The organism is Type-E symbiont of Plautia stali (genome assembly GCF_059731115.1).
The window spans coordinates 2,785,019-2,804,317 of record NZ_AP035906.1; the positions used below are offsets into that span (position 1 = coordinate 2,785,019).

Sequence of the window (19,299 nt, forward strand, 5' to 3'; positions counted from 1 at the left end):
CCAATTGAGCGTGTATCTGGCAAGGAGTAGATGATGAAAAGTGTCGTAATTGAACAACCGGGTGAACTGGTAGTGGCAGAACGCGCATTGCCTGAACCAGCCGCAGGCGAAGTGCGCGTCAAAGTGCAGTTTGCCAGTATCTGCGGTTCAGATGTGCACATCTGGCACGGCCACAACCCATTCGCCAAATACCCGCGCGTGATTGGCCACGAATTCTTTGGCTTGATCGATGCGGTGGGTGAAGGCGTGGAAGCCGCGCGTATCGGCGAGCGTGTGGCGGTTGATCCGGTCGTCAGCTGCGGACACTGCTACCCCTGCTCCATCGGTCGCCCAAACGTCTGCAAAGAACTGCAGGTAATCGGTGTGCACCGTGACGGTGGTTTCAGCGAATATGCGGTAGCACCGGCGAAAAACGCTTTTACTCTGCCCGCTTCTATTCCGGACAAACTCGCCAGCCTGGTGGAACCGTTCACCATCGCGGCGAACATCACCGCCTTCCTCAAACCGCAGGCCAATGACGTGGCGCTGATTTACGGCGCAGGCCCGATGGGCTTAACCGCCATTCAGGTGCTGAAAGGCGTCTACGGCGTGGAAAAAGTGCTGGTGGTGGATCGTCTGCCGGAACGTCTGGCGCTGGCGCAGGAAAATGGCGCTGATCAGGTGTTCAACAACAGTGAGATTCCGCTGGCCGCACAGCTGGAAGGCATGCAGCCAACATTGATCATCGATGCCGCCTGCCATCCGACCATTCTGGCAGAAGCCGCTGCCCTCGCCTCTCCGGCGGCGCGTATTGGCCTGCTCGGCTTCTCCGGTGAGCCTTGCAGCATCACGCAGCAGGCGTTAACCAGCAAAGAGTTATCACTATTTACCTCGCGCCTGAACAGCAATCGCTTCCCGCAGGTGATTGAGTGGATGGAGAAAGGTCAGATTCAGCCAGAGAAATTAGTCACCCACTATTTCCCGCTGGCCGAGATTGAAAAAGCGATGACGCTGTTCGAAAAAGATCCGCGCACCTGCTGCAAAGTGATTCTGCACATGGGTTAAGTTAATCTTCACACCAGGTGTCCTTAATCCGGTGCGTACCCGCCGGCCAATATAATAATCCTCTCAATGCTTCAGGCTGTATCAAAGCGGCAACTGATTAAATCCCCGAAGGGGATGAGATTAAACAGGCCACACAGAAACAGATTGAAGCATGATGGGGAAACGGAGTTTCTATGTTAAAGAATCTACGCTGGACCCTCGTACTGCTGTTGTTCCTGGTTTATATGATCAACTACCTCGATCGTATTGCCCTTTCTCTGACTGTACCGCTGGTAGAAAAAGACCTGATGATCAACGCCGAACAGTTCGGCATGATTTTCGGTAGCTTCTTCTTTGGCTACGCGCTGTTTAACTTTATCGGTGGCCTGGCGACCGATAAATTCGGCCCGACTATCGTGCTCGGCACCGCCGTCGGTATGTGGTCGCTGTTCTGCGGCATGACCGCACTGGCAACCGGCTTCTGGTCGATGATGATTCTGCGCGTGCTGTTCGGCATGGCGGAAGGCCCAATCTGCGCCTCGGCAAACAAGGCCATCAACGGCTGGTTCCCGAAAAAACAAGCCGCTACCGCAATGGGCTTGCTGAGTGCGGGTTCGCCGCTGGGTGGTGCCGTCGCTGGTCCGATTGTGGGCTATCTGGCGTTGTCATTTGGCTGGCGTCCGGCGTTCGTGGTGATCTGCGTGATTGGCCTGGTGTGGATGGGTCTGTGGTTCTTCTTCGCTGCTGATAACCCGGCACGCAGCAAAAAAGTCTCTGCAGAAGAGCGCGCGCTGGTCGAGAAACTGAAAGCGGAAGAACCGGCTGATGTCATCGATTCATCAGGCAAAGCGCACGGCATGGGTTACTACCTGCGTCAGCCGATTATTCTGGTCACCGCTTTTGCCTTCTTCTGCTACAACTATATTCTGTTCTTCTTCCTGAGCTGGTTCCCGGCTTATCTGGTGCAGGCGCACGGCCTGGATATCAAATCCATGAGTATCACCACCATGATCCCGTGGATTGTCGGCTTCGTCGGCCTCGCATTGGGTGGCTGGATTTCGGATAAGATTTTCAACATCACCGGCAAGCTGCTGTTGTCGCGCAAAATTGTCCTGGTGGTCTCGCTGCTGGCTGCCGCCATCTGTGTAGCACTGGCGGGAACGATTAAAGAGGTGAATTCCGCGGTGATCATGATGTCGATCTCCATCTTCTTCCTCTACATCACCGGTGCTATTTACTGGGCGATTATTCAGGATGTGGTGCACAAAAGCCGTGTGGGCAGCATCAGTGGCTTTATCCATCTGATTGGTAGCCTGTCCGGGATTGTTGGACCGATTGTCACAGGCTATATCGTGCAGCACACCGGTAAATTCGACAGCGCCTTTATTCTGGCGGGCTGTGTCGCCGGGATTGGTGCGATGCTGGTGCTGTTTGTGATTCGCAGCCCAAAGACCGTAGATAAACCGGTGTCCGCATAACAGATTGACCATAATGGGGCGCTCAGCGCCCCGTTTGCTAAAAGGAAAACGCATGTTAGAGCTTGATCGCCTCCCCGCCGACGTCCAACGTCCCGTTTATGACCGCAGCCAGTTAAAAACCCGCATGGTGCACATCGGCTTTGGTGCTTTTCACCGTGCCCATCAGGCGCTTGCGACCGATAAACTGGCAACGGAAGGCAGTGACTGGGGCTACTGCGAAGTGAACCTCAACAGTGGCGCATTGATTCAGGCGCTGCGTCAGCAAGACCTGCTATATACCCTCACTGAGATGGCCGATAGCAGCCTGCACACCCGCGTGATTGGCGTGGTGACGCAAGCCCTGCATGGCAAAGGCGACGGCATTGATGCGGTGATTGAGGCGATGAGCCAGCCGGATGTGGCAATTGTCTCGATGACGGTGACTGAGAAAGGCTATTGCTACATGCCTTCCAGCGGCAAGCTCAATCCGGATCATCCTGATATCGTGCATGACCTGGAAAACCCCACGCAGCCGCGTTCACTGCCGGGCCTGATTCTGGCGGCGATTATCCGTCGCCGCGAACGTGGATTAACGCCATTCAGCGTAATGTCCTGCGACAACATGCCAGAGAACGGTCACGTCACGCGCAACGTCGTCACCCAGCTGGCAGAACGCCATAGCCACGAACTGGCAGAGTACATTCAAACGCACATCACCTTCCCCTCCACCATGGTGGATCGCATCGTTCCCGCCATGACCGATGCGGCATTTGATGCGCTGGAAGCGCGCTTAGGCAGCAGCGATCCGGTGGCGGTAGAAGCAGAACCCTTCTTCCAATGGGTCATCGAAGACAACTTCGTTAACGGTCGCCCGGCGTGGGAAAATGCCGGTGCTGAGCTGGTCAGTGATGTATTGCCGTTTGAAGAGATGAAGTTGCGCATGCTGAACGGCAGCCACTCTTTCCTCGCCTATCTCGGCTTCCTCGCCGGATACGAACACATCAGCGATTGCATGGCTGATAACCACTTCCGCACGGCGGCACGCGCGCTGATGTTACAGGATCAGGCCCCGACGCTGCGTACTCAGGGCGTGGATCTCACCGCCTATGCCGACTCGCTGATCGCTCGCTACGAAAACCGCGCCATCAAGCATCGCACTTATCAAATTGCCACCGATGGCACACAGAAGTTGCCACAGCGTTTGCTGGACAGCGTGCGCTGGCATCTGCGTAACGGCACCTCGTGTGACTATCTGCTGCTGGGTGTGGCGGGCTGGATGCGTTACGTGAGCGGTGTCGATGAGCAAGGTCAGGCGATTGAGATTCGCGATCCAATGAAAGAACAATTGGCGAGCATCGTTGCGCACAGTGATGAGGGTGCACAGCGCGTCGAAGCCTTACTGCGGATACAAGCGGTATTTGGCGATGATTTACGTTATCAGACCGCCTTTGTCTCGCGCGTCACCGAGTTGTATAACCAGCTTAATACCCAAGGTGCACGCGCGACGGTACAAGCCCTTGTGACACAGGCATAAGTGCCTTCACAAATGTGTAGCGCAGATGCAGCGTGCTGATTAGACTGAACCTTTCTCATCGGGCTGGCGTAGGCCAGCCGTAATACGGATATTGCTGCATGTCGATTGCCTATACCATTACCACCAGCGAACCCGTAAATCAGCAGATCTATCGTTATCTGCGCAAAGATATCGTGACCTGCGCCATTCATCCCGGCTCGTTGCTGTCGGAAAAAGAAGTGTCCGCGCGCTTTAATGTGTCGCGCCAGCCAGTCCGCGAAGCGTTTATCAAACTGGCGGAAGCGGGCCTGGTGCAGGTGCTGCCGCAGCGCGGCACTTTCGTGCGTAAAATTTCCGCCCAGCGTGTGGCCGACGGCCGTTTTATCCGTGAAGCGGTGGAGATTGCCGTGGTGCGACGCGCGGCACAGGAGATCACTCCCGAAGGCTTGATGGCGCTGGAGCACAATCTTCAGTTGCAGCGTCTGGCGGCAGAACGTCACGACAGCCAGGCATTCTTAGCGCTGGACGATGAGTTTCACCGCCTGATTGCCGAAGGGATTAACTGCCTGCTGGCGTGGGAAACGGTGGAGAACATCAAAGCCACCATGGACCGCGTGCGCTTCCTGACCCTGAGTGAAGTGTCGCCACCGGAAAGCCTGATTCAGCAGCATGAAAACATCTACCAGGCGTTAAAAGCGCAAGATGTTGAAGCGGCAGAAGCGGCGATGCGACGTCATCTGCAGGAGATGATTTTAACCATCACGCCGATTGCTGAGCGTAATAGCGAGTGGTTTGAAGCGCCTTAGATTGTCTGCGATTAGATGCCCTCAACCTGATCCTCTCCCATATAAAGGGGGAGACCCAAGCAAAGTGCGATTGGCGGGCGGGTGAAGCGCGTGTTGCCGCTCAATAAAGAGAGCTTTGCAGATAAGATTTCGTCCCCATGCTCTCGATCAATCCCCAATCATTACTCCGCTGACCGATTCCCCTCCCGCTTGCGGGAAGGGATTTGGGCAATCAATTACGCAATCGTGACATCTTTCGCCAGATAAACATCCTGCACCGCATTAATCAGCTGTACGCCCTCTTTCAGCGACTTCTTAAACGCCTTACGGCCCAGTATCAGCCCCATCCCGCCCGCACGTTTGTTGATCACCGCAGTACGCACCGATTCGGCAATGTCAGTGTCTCCGGCTGATGCGCCACCGGAGTTGATCAATCCCGCACGGCCCATATAGCAGTTCGCCAGCTGGTAACGCACCAGATCGATCGGGTTCTCCGTGGTCAGCTTGCTGTAGACGCGCTCATCGGTATGGCCGAATTTCACCGCCTTGTAGCCGCCGTTGTTCTCGGCCATTTTCTGCTTGACGATATCTGCGCCAATGGTCGCCGCCAGATGGTTGGCCTGGCCGGTCAAATCGGCGCTGGCATGGTAATCCACGCCGTCTTTCTTGAAGCCATCATTGCGCAGATAGGCCCACAGCACGGTCACCATTCCCAGCTCATGCGCACGCTCAAAGGCAGCTGAGATCTCTTCAATCTGGCGGCGTGACTGCTCAGAACCAAAATAGATGGTCGCGCCCACCGCAATCGCCCCCAGGTTGAATGCCTGCTCGACGCTGGCATACAGCGTTTGATCGTACTGGGTGGGATAGCTCAGGGTTTCGTTGTGGTTCAGTTTCACCATAAACGGAATGCGGTGTGCATAGCGGCGTGATACCGAGGCCAGCACACCATAGGTAGAGGCGACACAGTTACAGCCAGCTTCAATCGCCAGCTCAACAATGTTTTTCGGATCGAAGTAAGCCGGGTTGGCGGCAAAAGAGGCACCCGCTGAGTGCTCAACGCCCTGATCGACCGGCAGAATCGACAGATAGCCGGTGCCCGCCAGGCGACCAGTGTTATACAGGGTTTGCATGTTGCGTAATACGGCAGGAGAACGATTGTTGTCGATCATCACACGATCAACGAAATCCGCGCCCGGTAAATAAAGGCTGTCCGCTGGAATGGTCATGCAGCGATGTTGAAGAAGTGAATCCGCTTCTTTGCCCAATAACTGTACGATGTCCGTCATGTTGGCTCCTGAAATAAATGGCTGGAATGGAACCGGCAATGGCCGATTCGCCCCCAACAGCCTGGACCGAAAAGCGCCAGGCTGGCAAATTGCTGACTCCATTTTTCAGACGGATACGCAGTAAAAAAATTCTGCCACCTTGCGATGGGCAGCCTTCAGGTTGAATCCTGCAACACAGAGGCACGCCTTAATCGCCGTTCTGCTGCCCTACCACCACTGATGGAAATGGTGCACCGGACCAATGCCCTTGCCGACTTCCAGCGAGTCCGCGTGCTGCAAGGCCTGCTGCAGCCAGGCTTTGGCTTCGGTGACTGTATCCGCCCAGTTATCGTGGCGTGGACGCAGTGCCGCTAAAGCCGCTGACAGCGAACAACCGGTGCCGTGGGTATGGCGCGTATTGACGCGTGGTGCGGTAAAGCGCTGACGGCCCGCGCGGGTGATTAGCCAATCCGGGCTTTCGGCATCACTGAGATGTCCGCCTTTCATCAATACCGCTTCACAACCGAGATCCAGCAGCGCATCGCCCTGCATCAGCATGGTTTTCTCATCCTGCGCCATATCACGGCCCAGTAGCGCAGCCGCTTCCGGCAAATTGGGGGTGATCAACGACACCTGCGGCAGCAGCAGTTCACGCACGCTGGCGACCGCATCCGGCGACAGCAGCGGATCGCCACTCTTGGCAATCATCACCGTATCCAGCACCACAAACGGCAGTCTGGCGCGTTTCAGCCGCTCGGCCACCACTTCGACAATCGCTGTTTCCGACAGCATGCCGATTTTGGCGGCATCGATACGCACATCATCCAGCACCGAATCCAATTGCGCCCCAACGAATTCGGGTTCAATGCGATACACCGACTGTACGCCGCAGGTGTTCTGCGCCACCAGCGCGGTAATCACACTGGTGCCATACGCACCCAGCGCGGAGAAGGCTTTGAGATCGGCCTGAATGCCCGCGCCGCCGCTCGGGTCAGTGCCTGCAATGGTCAACGCGTTGATGCGTTTCATATGGCAACCTCCAGCGTCCAGAGGTTATCGAGGAAAGCCGCGACAAAGCTGCCTGGCCCCTGAACAGCACGCGCCGCCTGCTCGCCTGCCAGCGACATCACGCGACATGCCGCCGCCACATGCTGCAAGCGGTCGCCTGGTAAGCTGCTGAAGGCCGCGACCACGGCGGAAAGCGCGCAGCCGGTGCCGACCACGCGCGTCATCAGCGGGCTCCCGCCTGGAATAGCCAGTGTGCGTTTGCCATCAGTGACGTAGTCGACTTCGCCGGTGACCGCCACCAGCGTGTGGTAATCCTGTGCCAACTGTTGCGCCCCGCTGAGTGCGGCATCGGCCTGATGCACGCTGTCCACGCCGCGTCCGCCCGCAGCCTGGTTAGCCAGCGCGAGGATTTCCGAGGCGTTGCCACGAATCGCGGCGGGATGCAGGCTCAGCAACTGCTGGCAGAATTCGGTACGGAATGAGAGTGCGCCAACCGCGACCGGATCGAGCGTCCAGGGCGTACCGACTTTAGAAGCGGACTGTACCGCTGCCAGCATCGCATCGCGACGGTCGCGGGTTAAGGTGCCGACGTTGATCAGCAGCGCATCGGCAAAACTCACGAACTGCGCGGCTTCCTCGGCATCGATCACCATCGCGGGAGAGGCTTGCAAAGCCAGCAGCACATTGGCGGTAAAGGTTTGCACCACGTCATTGGTCATGCAGTGCACCAGCGGTGCCTGCTGACGCAGCAGCTGCAGAGATTGCGCGAATTGCGCGGGGGTAAGAAGGTCAGGCTGTGTCATAAAACTCCCAACCGGCGATCAAGAAGGCGAATGCGGTCAGGCATCTGACTTCCCTACGCTGGCATTATCCAGATCAGATAGAATTCTGCTATATAGACTCAACACAGAATATAGCAGTCTTTAACAGTTAAACCCTTACTTGGTGCGGCTTTCGTCATATATGATGCTAATGAATAGAGCAGACCTGTAGCAGACATAACACAGTCGATGTGTTGGCAAATATGCAGGTATGAACACTCATTTACCAACAGGCGATTATCCAGCATGGGCAAAAATTCCCAACTAAAACCGCTGTCATTCACGATCATTGACGGTGATATCAAACTAAAGCAATTCATAGAGCATTGCCGCAAACGATTTGTTGGCGGAGAGACTACCAGCACTGGCAAGCCGTTGGCAAAGTTAACGATGCAGATCTCAAATGGGGATCTGACAGGCCTTGTTATTGAAGTGCGCCTGAAACGCATGGAAGGCAACACAGCAATTGTTGCGGCATCATGGCGCTATAACTTTGATCGCACGTCAACCTTTGTTCTTGGGCATTACATCGGCGCGGAACCCATGAGCCTGGCAGAAGCGCGCACAGCCCACCAGCAAGCCTATGATATACGCCGTAATGGTGGCGTGCTGAAACGCGAGACAGCAGCTAGCCGTAAACGTGCAGAGCAGGAAGCCAGCAAAGCAGCAGAGGAAGCCCCAACGCTTAACCGTCTGTGGGCAGTACGGCAGGCAACTTTTGAAGACCGCGCACCGAAACTATTCCCCGGCTATCTGTCAGTATGGCGTAAGTGGATTGCATCCAGCGAACTCGCTAGCACTCCGCTGGTGGAGGTAACTTATAAACGTCTCTTCGACCACCTGATCAGTATGAGAGAGGCCGGAGCAGGCCCGGAACCGCGCCGCCGCGCAATATTCCTTCTGAATGGCTTGTGTGACTACGCAATGAAAACCGTTGACGGTTGGAGCCTGCCAAAGATGTTAAATGGCGCAGACGTTGACGTGTTTAGCAAAGGTGAACTGAACCGCGAGAGAAATAGATATTTGCGCATTAGTGAATTGCGCGATTTATGGAAGTTGACGGATACAGGCGGGGCCGCACATCAGGCTATAAGGTTTATCATCGCAACTGGCGTGCGGAAAAGTGAAGCGTGTAACGCCAGCTTTGATGAAATCGACTTAGAGCGTGGATTATGGACTGTTCCGGCATCCAGGATGAAACAGGGCAAAGTTCACATGGTTAAGCTGAACAGCGTGGCACTCGCCGTATTGAACCAGCAGCGGGAAATTCATGGTGATGCGGGCTGGGTTTTCCCTTCGCCATCATTAGCACCCCACCGCCGAAAATCACCTGTTGCAGGCAAGAGCCTGAACAACGCACAGGACACGCTAAATAATCAGATGGGCACAACTGCGGAGAAGTGGACGATCCACGATTTAAGACGCACGGCAGCAACATACATCAACCGGGATCGTGACGCTGGCGGCATCGGGCTTTCATTACATGTCACTGATGAAATGCTGGCTCATGCCACTAAAACTAAGCTACAACGCACTTATATGGTGAATGCTGAATATCACATAAGCACCGAAGCGATTTCAGGCTTTATGGCTTGGGGAGAATGGCTTGAAGCAAACGTAATTAATCCGCCACCCACTTCTGACGTTACCGCTATCAGACGTAAGAAAGCCTGATCACAGCCCACTCCGGTGGGCTTTTTTGTGTGGCCACATCAACTATTCCAAATTATTCCTCACGCGAAAACTTCCATACCAAAAAGCCACTAACCCGCGCCAGCACTGACTTAGCGAGGTGTGACAATGGGGGCAATATAGAGTTGTGTTGAGTCTGATAGAGTTTGCTCACTAACTGATTAAGACTATCTCAACACATGGGGTGATTATGAAACTCTTAGACAAAACGGAATTAGCAGCGCTTCTTCATATCCAGCCGCAATCATTGCCAACCACCATTGCGCGCAAACCAGACTTCCCGCAAGCGGTGCATCCAACTGGTGGTCAGGCTTTATGGATTGAATCAGAAATTCAGGCATGGATTGCAACACAGCCGAGAGGCAACACCAACAAACGCGGTGCGCATATGCGCTCATCCTGACCAGATAACGCCACACCGCCAGAATTGGCGGCTGCTGGTGGATGCAAAATTATTACCAGAACAATCCCGGCGTGATGAAGCGCTGCGGAGCAGCGCCCAGGCCAGCGCACCGCGCTGGCTCTACCCGCAGAGGTTAACCATGATCGACCTGACCAATACCAGACCTGATAGCGCTATCCTGACATTCGGGTATAACCCCGGCAAAGCACAGGAAGATCGCGCCAGCCTCGCCACTTTATTCACTCGCCGCTTATGGTGGAATCAGGTGCTTAAATATTTCGCCGCTGCCACCAAACGGCCCGGCCCTGACTTCCGTCATATGGCTGATGATGAAGAGTACCAGAGCGAAAAACTAAGACTGCCATTCATTGGCCCGGCCTGCGTTGGAGACTACCGGGCGGCGCACACCACACAACCCACTAGCCTGATCTTTCTGGATTTCGATAAGCAAATGCCGGGCAGTTATGGCGAAGTTAAGTCATGGCTCACAACTCAGCGTTTTGCATGGTTGATGCACTCCACTACCGGACACAGAAGCCCGGTCAAAGATGGGAAGGATTGTTTCAGAGTAATAATCCCCATGGCGGAACCGCTGCCACCGGAACAGCATCAGAGCGTTACCCGAGAAATGCTGGACACCATCCGGGCGGAGACTGGCGCGCTAGCAGGATCTGAATCACACGTCACCGGACAGATGTTCTTTTTGCCACCCTTTAAAGGCTGGCTGAACCATTCACCGACCAGCTACCGCACTAAAGAAACTAATCCCGGCCTGCTTCACATCGAACCGGGGAAGGTTGAGCGGCAGCATGGCAGTGGTGATAAACGCCACCAGCGCGCTATGCAGCATAGCGTTCAGGATGACGTGATCGCGTCATGGCTTGCTGACCAAGGCACCCCAACTGAGGCTGACGGGTTTCTGGTGAAGTGTTCGCGTCCGCATAATGGTGACGAAGGCATTCGCTATACACGCGGCGCTGATGGTGAATGGAAATTTTTTTGCCACCGCTGCGGCTACGGCAATCAGCCACCTGACATTGATCAGTTGAGGGCTAACAAAGTGCCACGCGCCATCGTCGAACAGTCGCAATATTGGCGGCTATTACCCCTGCCTAAAATCGGTTGGGCAGCAAAAGAGGATAAACAGCATGGATAAGCAACAACCAGAACAGCCGCACGTGACCATCACTGACCGCCTGGACGCGCTGAAGTGGTTGCATGAGCAAGTGGAGGAAACCTTCAAAGGAGTGGATAAAGCAACGCGCGCCGCCTATGCCTGCGAATTGCTGCGCCAGATGTCGAACCGCGAGATCTCGCATTGGGCAATTAATCGGGCGTGCCTGGAAAACGCTGAATTTGAAATTGGTATGGAGGAAGCAGCGAAACGGTTCCGGTAATGAAAAACCCTGACCAGAGACACCCGGCCAGGGTTCACGACACTACAGCGATATATCAAGACCGTCATACGTTAACACCGGAATGACGGATTAGCACACCTGCTAATACTACCCACCCCGGATTAAGACAAGGCCCGCAAATTGCGGGCTTTTTTGTGGCTGGTGGAATTAACGAAGCATTTCATCACTGCGCAATGGCGTTTCACTTTTTGCATCAATATCGAATCTCATTGCAAAAAGATCATCGCCATTATGCGTAATACATGACGTTTCAGATTTCATTTAAACGTCATACAGGTGTTAAAACTTCCAGCGCTGCCCGTTGCGGGCGCAGCGAAGGCCGGATTTTGTCAGGGTGAGTGCCGCAACCACCCCCTGATGATTTCCGGCTTTTCGCTTATTGGGAGCCTGAAAAACAGGCAAAAAAAATCCCGCTATCATCGGCGTTGGCGCGCCTAAGCGGGAATTACGAATACAGGATGATCCTATCATGAGCACAGAAAATAGCCAGGCCAATTCTTCAAAAACTGACATTCACTTTGGGCGCTCGCTAGAACAATGGTCACAGATTGAATCTGTTATCGCGCTCGCCGAACTTAATCAAGATTACGATAAATTTGAATTGCTGGGCGATTCCATGCGCAACGCTCGCCTGACGTTCTTCCAGGCGGGTGCAGACAACGCGCCGTCTAATGTCACTCACATCAGAGCTAAATCCAAAAAGACCGATCTTGAATCCGTACTGGATGACCTGCCGCCAGTGCCATTCCGCCCACTGGTAGAAAACTTTTTCGAAACTGGCGCACATGGAGTAATCGCCGGGGAACCAAACGCAGGTAAATCAACATTAGCCATCCACCTGGGTTTCTGCATCGCATCAGGACGCCAGTTCTTTGGGCAGCGCGTTAAGCGTAGCCACTTCGTTTATGTGGATCTGGAAGGTTCGGAGCCTTTGCAGATTCTGAAGGGTAATGAACTCACCTACAACGCCGGGAAAAGCGTAGCCGAACGCTTCCACGTTATTGAGCAGTGCCCTGACTTTGGCGATCTGTCTAAGGTTGATGCCTTCTGTGATAGCGTTAAATCCCTTGCTGGTGGAGAGCAGATCGGCGCAATCGTGTTTGATACCCTTCGCATGGTCATGGCTGCGAGCACGCGAGGCGGTGATAAGATGACGGAAAATGACAATACAGACATGGGATATCTGGCCTTGGTGATGCGTTACATCGCCCGCCGTTGCGACACTGCTTGCATCATGATCCACCACCCGAATAAAGCCGATCCATTCAGCCTGGCTGGTGGCGGTGCGCTGGGCGGTTCTATCCGTTTTGGCCTGAACGTATCTGTACCGGATAAAGCCAACCGCAGCGAATTGAACGCTACCATCACGAAAAAGCGCGGTGCAGGCATTTGCACTGGCACCCGGTGGGGCTATCGCATGAAATCGGTACAGGTTGTACCAAACAGCGAGATCGCAGCGCATCACAAGGAAATGAACGAATGGTTTGATGAATGCCTTCCGTGCGCCACGGAACTGCGTGAAGGCGATCAGCGTTATGAACTGCCGAGCAACCCGCAAACGCACGCCGCTGTCATTGAATCAATCGCACTGGCACCTTTCGAGCAGGTGGACGAAAAGAAAGCGGCTTTGGATGGCGTCAACCAGCAGCGCAAAGAACAGCGTGATGCGAAACTTGATCACGCTTTGAATATTGTTCGTGAAGAAGGCGAAATTATGTCGAGCGCGCTGAAAAAGCGCCTTGAAGATGAAGGCTTGCCGGAAAGAACTGCTGTCCGAGTCATCGCAAGTTTGCGCGATTCTGGCGAGGTGGCATTACCCGGATATGAGCCAGGCCAGAAAACGGCTTACTTAATCCGGGTAAAACATCCTTCACCGGGGCGCGCAATGTGGCAGAGCATTTCTGAAGGTGATTAAATTTTAACCATCTTACGCCACGCCACACGCTATAGGAAAAGAACGTGTGGCGTAAGAATTTGGCGTAAGAATCTTTCTCATTTAGCAGTGGTACAACAGACAAAAATATGGGCTTAATTGCCCCTTTATTTTTGTTGTCGTCCTGGATTGTCGGTCAACGTCTACGCCATACGCTTACGCCATACGTGTGGCGTAAAAAATCCGATTGATTTTAAAGTAAATTTTCTTTTCTTACGCCACACGCTAAATCAGTGTTTGGCGTAGGATTATCACTAATGGGTAATGTCATAGCCTGATATGACGGCGTGAGAAGAAACGCCGGAGGCGTTTCCCAGGCCAGCGCACCTCGCTGGCTCTACCCGCCGCCTAAATCCCACCATCACTAGAACACCTAAAGTTCCGTTGGATTGAGGCTCTTCCCCTGATAGATTCGAAAGTGACAACCACAACAACCGGAGACAGCGCCAATGGCATGTGAAGAGTGCAACAAGCAACCAACCGGACGCCACGATCAACCAATTGCCGCCATGAGATTCAAAGAGCATGGTCTATCTGGCTCTTATCATGGCAAAAGTGCTGATGAACGTTATTACGAATGCCGCCATTGTGGTCAGGAATGGCTTCGTGAAACTGGTAACTATGGGATGGGCTGGCAAACATCATTACCTGAATAGCACTTCCCATAAAACCCGCCTTGTGCGGGTTTTTCATTTCACCCCACCAGCGCGCACGCACACCGCCAAATACTCTAAATCAAAGACTAAGTCATCCCAATGCATAGCCATTTTTAGCGCCTCTCTCAATGCGTTTTATCCGCCTTCCTGAAGGTGCAGAAACATTCAATTTTCTGGCAGTCACTTATCACGACAGTCTTACGCCACGCCAAACACACGTGTGGCGTAAGAAATTGCAGATTAGGTCAGCGGGCTAAACGGGCGTAAAAAGCACCTTAAACGGGGCTTAAAGTGGCTTATTCGCTCTTATTTAAACAGCAGCAAACCTTACGCCATACGTGGCGAAGAAGTGGCGAAGCATGTAAATCAATAAGTTACTAAATTAAGCAGCCGGATAAACCTTTCCATTCACTCAAAACCTAGCGCCTGCGCGCGCATGGAGCACCATGATGGAACCAGTAAAACGCCGCCGCACCGGGGCAAATCCGCTGATGGCTGGTCTGCCTGCTGCTGAAAAGACTATCTTGCAAGGTCTGGGGCATGTGCCGCTGGATGAAGGTCAGAAAGCAATTACTGATACAGCTTTCACGCGCGCATTACGCTTTGTGGAGCTTGTTAAAGGTAAGCCGAAACCAGTAGTGCCCCCGGTTAAGTTCACCATCAAAACCGGCTCGGATCTGCTGGATATCATCAACCAAGTAATGATTGCCACAGCATCCGGCAGACTTGCACCTGACACCGCCGCCACCCTAATCAACAGCCTCAACAGCACTAACCGCTCAATCATTTCTCAGGAACTGCGGGATCAGTTGCACGAACTAAAAAAACAAATGGATGGTGAAAGCGATGAGTAATCTTTTCCAGCCCCGTGGCGTGCCTAACCAGATCGCAGCAATGCGCCGCCGCAAAAGGCCCGCTCACCTGCCCCCTGACGCCGCTTACGATCGTCATATGCAGCGCTGGACGTTTGCAACCACTGATGAATTACGCATTCAATGGGGCGACTTGCCACCCGGAGGCCAGAAACAGGCATCCCAAATCGAGCGCAATCCAGCTTTCCGGGCATTGCTCGCTGAAGACACAGAGATTGGCGAAGACCTGCGCGCCTGGCACAAACAAAATCTTGGTTGGGTGTACTTCCTGGACTTAACTCAGAGGGCGGAATGGTGGGAAAACCGCAGCATGACCGCAATTCAATCAGGTATGAAAATGCGGGATGTGGCGAACTTATGCGCCTATTTCCTTTCCCTGCCCTACCTGGCGTTATCCGAAGGGGATAAGGCGTGACAACACTAATCGATATCACATACACGAATGGCACTGTGCCGCCATCCTGGATTTATAACAATCTGCGCGATTTCGTTGAGGCGCTGTATATCGAAGGCAAAGGCGTAGAAATTGCCTGGAAGTTCCGGGCCGATAAAGAATGGCACTGGCTGACGCGATCAGACGTTAAAGAACTTCAGCGCCTTTTGAACGAGCACATACCCACAGCGAGAGAGCGCGCCACACCTTCCCGTGTTCGGCTGGCACTGGATTTTATCGCCTGGTATGGAGAGAAGAAGATCGCCGCCAGTAAAGTTATTGGATGCCGCCCGCCACCGGAACGCGCATCCCGCGCTTACGTCAGTAACGATCCCCGCTTCGGTAACTGCTAATACCTTTCCACTCTATTAAGTGACAACCATTTAAATAATATTTGGTTGTCACTTATTTAAAGGCTAAATAATTTTCGCAAAAAACGAATTTTATTTCGTGACTTTTATTTCAGGAAGCGTAGAAGGTAATTATCAACTTGCGCAAAGTTGGTAACTCGAAAATATCTCAAATCCCCGGAACGCGACTGCCGGGTGTCGCAAGTGTCGCAGCCAACCCAATCAAATTTATCCATGAAAGGTTAAGCCATGCCGCAAAACTACAGCGCTTTTAATCATGCCGCCGCCCATGACCCACAGGAAAGCCGTGCCCTACGCCAGCGCGCTGGCAAGCTTTCTGATGCCGAACTCGAATTGGAAATAATTCAGGAACGCATTGAGGCTGGCGACCGTGAGTACCCACTAGAACCCGGCAATTGGATATATTCAAGTCAAAAGGCTGTCGCCGAGGCTTTAATTAAATGGCTTCAAAGCGATGATGGCGAATATATGACTGTGCCTTGTGTTCCGCACAATAGCTTTCAACGCCAATTGCAGACGGCGCATAAAAAATTAGGCAAAGGTAAAGCGCGGCTTTCTTTTCGCCCCCACGCTGGGCTGTGGCTTATTAACTTGAGCAATCCGTAATGAAAACGTTAATTGAACAAGCCACCCGCGAGGAAATTTTGCTGATTCTGGCAGAGAAAGGGTTAAACGGGTTTGAACTTAGCGAATCTGCGTTAAGACTGGCGCTTGATTGCCTGATTGATGATATCGCTTGCGACCACCCTCAATACGGCAGCGAAGCATTACGTATAGGGGTTTTCGTCGCCATGCGCGCCAACGCAAACCAGAAATTCACAAAACTTCAGGAGATCTAAAATGGGCAAGTTAAGAGCGGTGACAGACAACAAAGGCCGCGTCTCGATGCAGGTTTTATCAGAGCGCGATGCAGCCAACTATGATGCCAGCAAAGCCGTTATGTCAGGCGGCCCGGTATCCGCCGATATGCTGAAGCTATTAGGTAGCAACCCTGAATTGGCTAAGCGTTTTGCGGACGGCGCTAAAAAATTAGAGAGAGAAGGCTGATGAACAACCCACAAGATAAAAACGAATCACAATCACTGCGCAAACCAGCGCCCGATATGCGAATTAACCCAGCAGAATTGAATGCGTTGCTTTTCGCAGCATTCCGCCGTGGTAAGAAGAAAAATCACATTGTTGGCAAGTGAGATAGTGGGCGCTGTGGGCTTCTTCCTGTGTTGCTTCGTGGTATGTCTGTGGTGATCCGTTACTGGTCAGCCACGCACGGCGTGATTAAGCGCTGCGGAGCAGCGCCCAGGCCAGCGCACCGCGCTGGCTCTACCCGCAGAACCACAGGAAAACGCCCACTAGCAACGCCTAATCCCTACCAACCGCCACCTATCATTATCCATAAGAGATAAACACTATGAGCATTCTTGATAAAATAACTGAACAGGTTAGCTTTCTGTTCCATGATGCGGGTGATAAGCATTTTCGCCTTCAGAGTGCTGGTATGTCAGCGATCACAGTTGACGTTATCGACAATGAAACCGTGTCTATGCAAAGTGATGTAACCAGCTTTCCGCGTGAAGGCCTGGAAAATATGGGCGACAACATCCAGCCGAAACCTGTCGAACTTACCTTTGATTGCTTCGTGTCAAATCAACCTATCCGGGGATTGATTGACGGCGTGACAAATATTGCGGATCACGCCCTAAGTGGTAAAAAGCGAACGTCATTAGTGTTCAATGCCCTGTGGGATGCATGGCAGGCCAAGCAACTCTTTACGCTGACTACTCAGCGCAAGGTCTATTCGAATATGGCGATTACCGGGATTCAGGTGGTACAAACCCCGGATATTGGTGACGCGATCACGTTCACACTCAACGTGCGAAAAATAAACATCGTCAGCAGCGCAACCGCTAAAGTGCCTGCGGGGATGGGTATCCAGGGCAATCAGATTGGCAGCGCAAACCAGAAGGCCGGGGCCGGAGTGAATGCCGGGCAGAATGCTAACGGTAAAGGTGATTCATCAAGTATTTATGACAAACTAAAAGCAGGCGCTGGCAAATCCGTTATTGTAAACTTGGGCCAAAAGGCTGGCATTCTCAATTAAACTTCATACCAATAAGCATAATTAGCCGCCACCTAGCGGCTTTTTTGTACAGGTGAAAAAAGGAGTTACATCTATGAATTACAAATTTATAGCTATGACCGGAATGTTTATTTTTTCCGGCACGGTATCAGCTGTGACCATTGAACAATATATAGCAGCCAGCCCAGCACTAAGCAGCCGCCCCGCCATCGTTGCCGCTATTAAAAAAGAAGCCCGTGCACAAGCGATAAGCGATCGTGAAAGTGGTATTGGCCTGGCTGACTTCGTTCGTAAGGCAATACACGAAAAAGGCGAATACTATGGGCGTCTGGCTGTGAGAGAAACAGCATATTTCTGTCAAAAGCAGATGCTTGATATCCCACGATTGAACGCCAACGAGTGTAAGATCGTCACCGAAGAAGAAGCGCGTATAAGCACTGCTGAAAACTCGTGATTAATTTTATACTTCCCAATTTACTACATTGATTAGTGTGAGAAACGAAAAATGAATATTCCATCCACTTGGAGTTGGGTGCGGAAAGGGGAAACCCCCCATGAAACATGGCAGCATTATTACAATGTGAAAGAAGAGGACGTTTCTAAGGTCTTTGGTGATTATGTAATAACACATCGCAGAGAAAAATCACCTTTTTGGACTGACGGAAAAGTTATTATTGCTGAATTTGATACGCCAAAACAGTTACAAAGGTATAAGGGGGCTAAAATAGTAACATGTCTACCCGCCACTTTAGACTTCAATGATATCAATGGATTAGTTATAGTTGAAAGTACTTTTCACCAAAGGGGCAGATTTTTTATTGGCTTAATTACCACCATTGCTCAACTAGATGGTAACTGTGTTGAAATGCCAAGCTTTAAAGATATAAAGAGGCAAGTTTCTTATTATGAGTCCTTTTATCCTAAAGAAGAATTAGTATCACGAATTCAAGATCAGCTAGATAATTATAATGAGTTAGATGATGCAAGAATTGAATTAGCATCAGCCAAAGCATTAGTTTCGGAGGCAAAAAAACGAATAAAAAACATCACAACAAAGGCTGGCTTAAATCTAATTAGAACGTTTGGTTTTGACAGAAAACGACCCGGTGAGCTTTACATTTTAAAATCTAATGATGGTAACTATATCAAGATTGGTATTGCTCAGAATGCATCTCAACGACATGCGCAACTAGCCAGATCTACTCCTTGGGCTTTTACAGTACTTATCACTGTACAAGGTTCAGGTGAAGCGGTTTATGAAGCAGAGTCACGAGCGCATAAACTGCTTGAAGCTGATAATGCTGCAATGAGTGCAAAAGCTTTTAATGGTGCTACTGAATGGTTTCACTCTACCCCTGCTGTGCTTGCTTATGTCGAGAAGATTATTGCCGAGGGATTAGATGCATAACAAACACCCACAGCTAAATTATGACTTTTGACCCGCCTTGTGCGGGTTTTTATTGCCTGTGGCTGGTGGTAGGGAAAGAAACAGGTAAAAGATTTTCGCAGGAAGACAGACAGTGAATCATGCTGCTTGGCATTATCCAGATCAGGTCAGCGGGTGTATCT

The 19,299-nt window shown here is 52.2% G+C and carries 23 protein-coding genes; 19 read left to right on the forward strand and 4 right to left on the reverse strand.

From position 1 onward, the window contains the following. Positions 1-33: 33 nt before the first annotated feature. The 4 genes from AC6I8L_RS12775 (at position 34) to AC6I8L_RS12790 (ending at position 4,799) form a co-directional block, all read left to right on the forward strand. On the forward strand, positions 34-1,044 hold the full coding sequence (locus AC6I8L_RS12775) for a Zn-dependent oxidoreductase (protein WP_058961412.1): 1,011 nt from the start codon (positions 34-36) through the stop codon (positions 1,042-1,044). A gap of 173 nt (positions 1,045-1,217) precedes the next feature. After that, positions 1,218-2,501, forward strand: coding sequence for an MFS transporter (locus AC6I8L_RS12780; protein ID WP_034824866.1), 1,284 nt, complete (start codon positions 1,218-1,220; stop codon positions 2,499-2,501). A gap of 52 nt (positions 2,502-2,553) precedes the next feature. Continuing rightward, entirely contained in the window at positions 2,554-4,014 is a 1,461-nt protein-coding gene (locus tag AC6I8L_RS12785; RefSeq protein WP_058961413.1) for a mannitol dehydrogenase family protein, read from the forward strand. Between the two features lie 98 nt (positions 4,015-4,112). Next, positions 4,113-4,799: a GntR family transcriptional regulator gene (locus AC6I8L_RS12790; RefSeq protein WP_034824871.1), complete on the forward strand. Its 687-nt coding sequence runs from the start codon at positions 4,113-4,115 to the stop codon at positions 4,797-4,799. A gap of 215 nt (positions 4,800-5,014) precedes the next feature. Here the strand turns inward: AC6I8L_RS12790 and fbaB are convergent, their stop codons facing one another. From fbaB to thiM, 3 genes are all read right to left on the reverse strand, one after another. Further along, complete coding sequence (gene fbaB, locus AC6I8L_RS12795) at positions 5,015-6,067, reverse strand: class I fructose-bisphosphate aldolase (protein ID WP_045832840.1); 1,053 nt, start codon at positions 6,065-6,067, stop codon at positions 5,015-5,017. 207 nt (positions 6,068-6,274) lie between these two features. Then, positions 6,275-7,075 carry a bifunctional hydroxymethylpyrimidine kinase/phosphomethylpyrimidine kinase gene (gene thiD, locus AC6I8L_RS12800; protein ID WP_058961414.1) on the reverse strand — a complete coding sequence of 267 codons (801 nt, stop codon included), beginning with the start codon at positions 7,073-7,075 and terminating at the stop codon, positions 6,275-6,277. Continuing rightward, a complete protein-coding gene (gene thiM / locus AC6I8L_RS12805; protein ID WP_058961415.1) occupies positions 7,072-7,857 on the reverse strand; it encodes a hydroxyethylthiazole kinase in 786 nt (261 codons plus the stop codon). The genes thiD and thiM overlap by 4 nt, the downstream gene beginning before the upstream one ends. A gap of 264 nt (positions 7,858-8,121) precedes the next feature. On the opposite strand from thiM, the gene AC6I8L_RS12810 reads away from it, so the two are divergent. From AC6I8L_RS12810 to AC6I8L_RS12830, 5 genes are all read left to right on the forward strand, one after another. Further along, positions 8,122-9,549 carry a tyrosine-type recombinase/integrase gene (locus tag AC6I8L_RS12810; protein WP_058961416.1) on the forward strand — a complete coding sequence of 476 codons (1,428 nt, stop codon included), beginning with the start codon at positions 8,122-8,124 and terminating at the stop codon, positions 9,547-9,549. Positions 9,550-9,757: 208 nt separating this feature from the next. Continuing rightward, positions 9,758-9,970, forward strand: a complete 213-nt coding sequence (locus tag AC6I8L_RS12815) for a helix-turn-helix transcriptional regulator (RefSeq protein WP_058961417.1) — start codon at positions 9,758-9,760, stop codon at positions 9,968-9,970. A gap of 37 nt (positions 9,971-10,007) precedes the next feature. After that, a complete protein-coding gene (locus AC6I8L_RS12820) occupies positions 10,008-11,126 on the forward strand; it encodes a hypothetical protein (RefSeq protein WP_058961418.1) in 1,119 nt (372 codons plus the stop codon). Beyond that, complete coding sequence (locus AC6I8L_RS12825; RefSeq protein ID WP_058961419.1) at positions 11,119-11,367, forward strand: hypothetical protein; 249 nt, start codon at positions 11,119-11,121, stop codon at positions 11,365-11,367. The genes AC6I8L_RS12820 and AC6I8L_RS12825 overlap by 8 nt, the downstream gene beginning before the upstream one ends. A 490-nt stretch (positions 11,368-11,857) precedes the next feature. Beyond that, positions 11,858-13,303: an AAA family ATPase gene (locus AC6I8L_RS12830; protein ID WP_058961420.1), complete on the forward strand. Its 1,446-nt coding sequence runs from the start codon at positions 11,858-11,860 to the stop codon at positions 13,301-13,303. A 534-nt stretch (positions 13,304-13,837) separates the two neighbouring features. Here AC6I8L_RS12830 and AC6I8L_RS12835 read toward each other — a convergent pair. Then, positions 13,838-14,014, reverse strand: coding sequence for a hypothetical protein (locus tag AC6I8L_RS12835; protein ID WP_167347128.1), 177 nt, complete (start codon positions 14,012-14,014; stop codon positions 13,838-13,840). A 409-nt stretch (positions 14,015-14,423) separates the two neighbouring features. On the opposite strand from AC6I8L_RS12835, the gene AC6I8L_RS12840 reads away from it, so the two are divergent. The 10 genes from AC6I8L_RS12840 to AC6I8L_RS12885 all read left to right on the forward strand — a co-directional run bounded on the left by AC6I8L_RS12840 (position 14,424) and on the right by AC6I8L_RS12885 (position 19,138). Continuing rightward, entirely contained in the window at positions 14,424-14,831 is a 408-nt protein-coding gene (locus AC6I8L_RS12840; RefSeq protein ID WP_498013931.1) for a hypothetical protein, read from the forward strand. Beyond that, the gene (locus AC6I8L_RS12845; RefSeq protein ID WP_498013932.1) at positions 14,824-15,264 is read left to right on the forward strand and encodes a hypothetical protein; all 441 of its coding nucleotides are present in this window, start codon (positions 14,824-14,826) and stop codon (positions 15,262-15,264) included. The genes AC6I8L_RS12840 and AC6I8L_RS12845 overlap by 8 nt, the downstream gene beginning before the upstream one ends. Further along, a complete protein-coding gene (locus AC6I8L_RS12850; protein WP_058961423.1) occupies positions 15,261-15,635 on the forward strand; it encodes a hypothetical protein in 375 nt (124 codons plus the stop codon). Before AC6I8L_RS12845 ends, AC6I8L_RS12850 begins: the two co-directional genes overlap by 4 nt. Before the next feature lie 246 nt (positions 15,636-15,881). Continuing rightward, entirely contained in the window at positions 15,882-16,259 is a 378-nt protein-coding gene (locus tag AC6I8L_RS12855) for a hypothetical protein (RefSeq protein WP_498013933.1), read from the forward strand. Beyond that, on the forward strand, positions 16,259-16,492 hold the full coding sequence (locus tag AC6I8L_RS12860) for a hypothetical protein (protein ID WP_058961425.1): 234 nt from the start codon (positions 16,259-16,261) through the stop codon (positions 16,490-16,492). The genes AC6I8L_RS12855 and AC6I8L_RS12860 overlap by 1 nt, the downstream gene beginning before the upstream one ends. A 1-nt stretch (position 16,493) precedes the next feature. Further along, positions 16,494-16,700, forward strand: coding sequence for a hypothetical protein (locus tag AC6I8L_RS12865; protein ID WP_058961426.1), 207 nt, complete (start codon positions 16,494-16,496; stop codon positions 16,698-16,700). Further along, the gene (locus tag AC6I8L_RS12870) at positions 16,700-16,843 is read left to right on the forward strand and encodes a hypothetical protein (RefSeq protein ID WP_167347129.1); all 144 of its coding nucleotides are present in this window, start codon (positions 16,700-16,702) and stop codon (positions 16,841-16,843) included. Before AC6I8L_RS12865 ends, AC6I8L_RS12870 begins: the two co-directional genes overlap by 1 nt. A 218-nt stretch (positions 16,844-17,061) precedes the next feature. Then, a complete protein-coding gene (locus AC6I8L_RS12875) occupies positions 17,062-17,751 on the forward strand; it encodes a phage baseplate protein (RefSeq protein WP_058961427.1) in 690 nt (229 codons plus the stop codon). 73 nt (positions 17,752-17,824) lie between these two features. Then, positions 17,825-18,184, forward strand: coding sequence for a hypothetical protein (locus AC6I8L_RS12880; RefSeq protein ID WP_058961428.1), 360 nt, complete (start codon positions 17,825-17,827; stop codon positions 18,182-18,184). A 51-nt stretch (positions 18,185-18,235) separates the two neighbouring features. Then, a complete protein-coding gene (locus AC6I8L_RS12885; protein ID WP_058961429.1) occupies positions 18,236-19,138 on the forward strand; it encodes a GIY-YIG nuclease family protein in 903 nt (300 codons plus the stop codon). The last annotated feature ends 161 nt before the right edge of the window (positions 19,139-19,299 follow it).

Excerpts from the sequence above, each read along its gene's own strand:
- AC6I8L_RS12775 (WP_058961412.1), top strand. The coding sequence starts at position 34 with ATGAAAAGTGTCGTAATTGAACAACCGGGTGAACTGGTAGTGGCAGAA.
- AC6I8L_RS12845 (WP_498013932.1), top strand. The coding sequence starts at position 14,824 with ATGAGTAATCTTTTCCAGCCCCGTGGCGTGCCTAACCAGATCGCAGCA.
- AC6I8L_RS12855 (WP_498013933.1), top strand. The coding sequence starts at position 15,882 with ATGCCGCAAAACTACAGCGCTTTTAATCATGCCGCCGCCCATGACCCA.
- AC6I8L_RS12870 (WP_167347129.1), top strand. The coding sequence starts at position 16,700 with ATGAACAACCCACAAGATAAAAACGAATCACAATCACTGCGCAAACCA.
- AC6I8L_RS12865 (WP_058961426.1), top strand. The coding sequence starts at position 16,494 with ATGGGCAAGTTAAGAGCGGTGACAGACAACAAAGGCCGCGTCTCGATG.
- AC6I8L_RS12885 (WP_058961429.1), top strand. The coding sequence starts at position 18,236 with ATGAATATTCCATCCACTTGGAGTTGGGTGCGGAAAGGGGAAACCCCC.
- AC6I8L_RS12810 (WP_058961416.1), top strand. The coding sequence starts at position 8,122 with ATGGGCAAAAATTCCCAACTAAAACCGCTGTCATTCACGATCATTGAC.
- AC6I8L_RS12815 (WP_058961417.1), top strand. The coding sequence starts at position 9,758 with ATGAAACTCTTAGACAAAACGGAATTAGCAGCGCTTCTTCATATCCAG.
- AC6I8L_RS12790 (WP_034824871.1), top strand. The coding sequence starts at position 4,113 with ATGTCGATTGCCTATACCATTACCACCAGCGAACCCGTAAATCAGCAG.
- AC6I8L_RS12840 (WP_498013931.1), top strand. The coding sequence starts at position 14,424 with ATGATGGAACCAGTAAAACGCCGCCGCACCGGGGCAAATCCGCTGATG.
- AC6I8L_RS12880 (WP_058961428.1), top strand. The coding sequence starts at position 17,825 with ATGAATTACAAATTTATAGCTATGACCGGAATGTTTATTTTTTCCGGC.
- AC6I8L_RS12825 (WP_058961419.1), top strand. The coding sequence starts at position 11,119 with ATGGATAAGCAACAACCAGAACAGCCGCACGTGACCATCACTGACCGC.
- AC6I8L_RS12780 (WP_034824866.1), top strand. The coding sequence starts at position 1,218 with ATGTTAAAGAATCTACGCTGGACCCTCGTACTGCTGTTGTTCCTGGTT.
- thiD (WP_058961414.1), bottom strand. The coding sequence starts at position 7,075 with ATGAAACGCATCAACGCGTTGACCATTGCAGGCACTGACCCGAGCGGC.
- fbaB (WP_045832840.1), bottom strand. The coding sequence starts at position 6,067 with ATGACGGACATCGTACAGTTATTGGGCAAAGAAGCGGATTCACTTCTT.
- AC6I8L_RS12830 (WP_058961420.1), top strand. The coding sequence starts at position 11,858 with ATGAGCACAGAAAATAGCCAGGCCAATTCTTCAAAAACTGACATTCAC.
- AC6I8L_RS12875 (WP_058961427.1), top strand. The coding sequence starts at position 17,062 with ATGAGCATTCTTGATAAAATAACTGAACAGGTTAGCTTTCTGTTCCAT.
- AC6I8L_RS12835 (WP_167347128.1), bottom strand. The coding sequence starts at position 14,014 with ATGAAAAACCCGCACAAGGCGGGTTTTATGGGAAGTGCTATTCAGGTA.
- AC6I8L_RS12860 (WP_058961425.1), top strand. The coding sequence starts at position 16,259 with ATGAAAACGTTAATTGAACAAGCCACCCGCGAGGAAATTTTGCTGATT.
- AC6I8L_RS12785 (WP_058961413.1), top strand. The coding sequence starts at position 2,554 with ATGTTAGAGCTTGATCGCCTCCCCGCCGACGTCCAACGTCCCGTTTAT.
- thiM (WP_058961415.1), bottom strand. The coding sequence starts at position 7,857 with ATGACACAGCCTGACCTTCTTACCCCCGCGCAATTCGCGCAATCTCTG.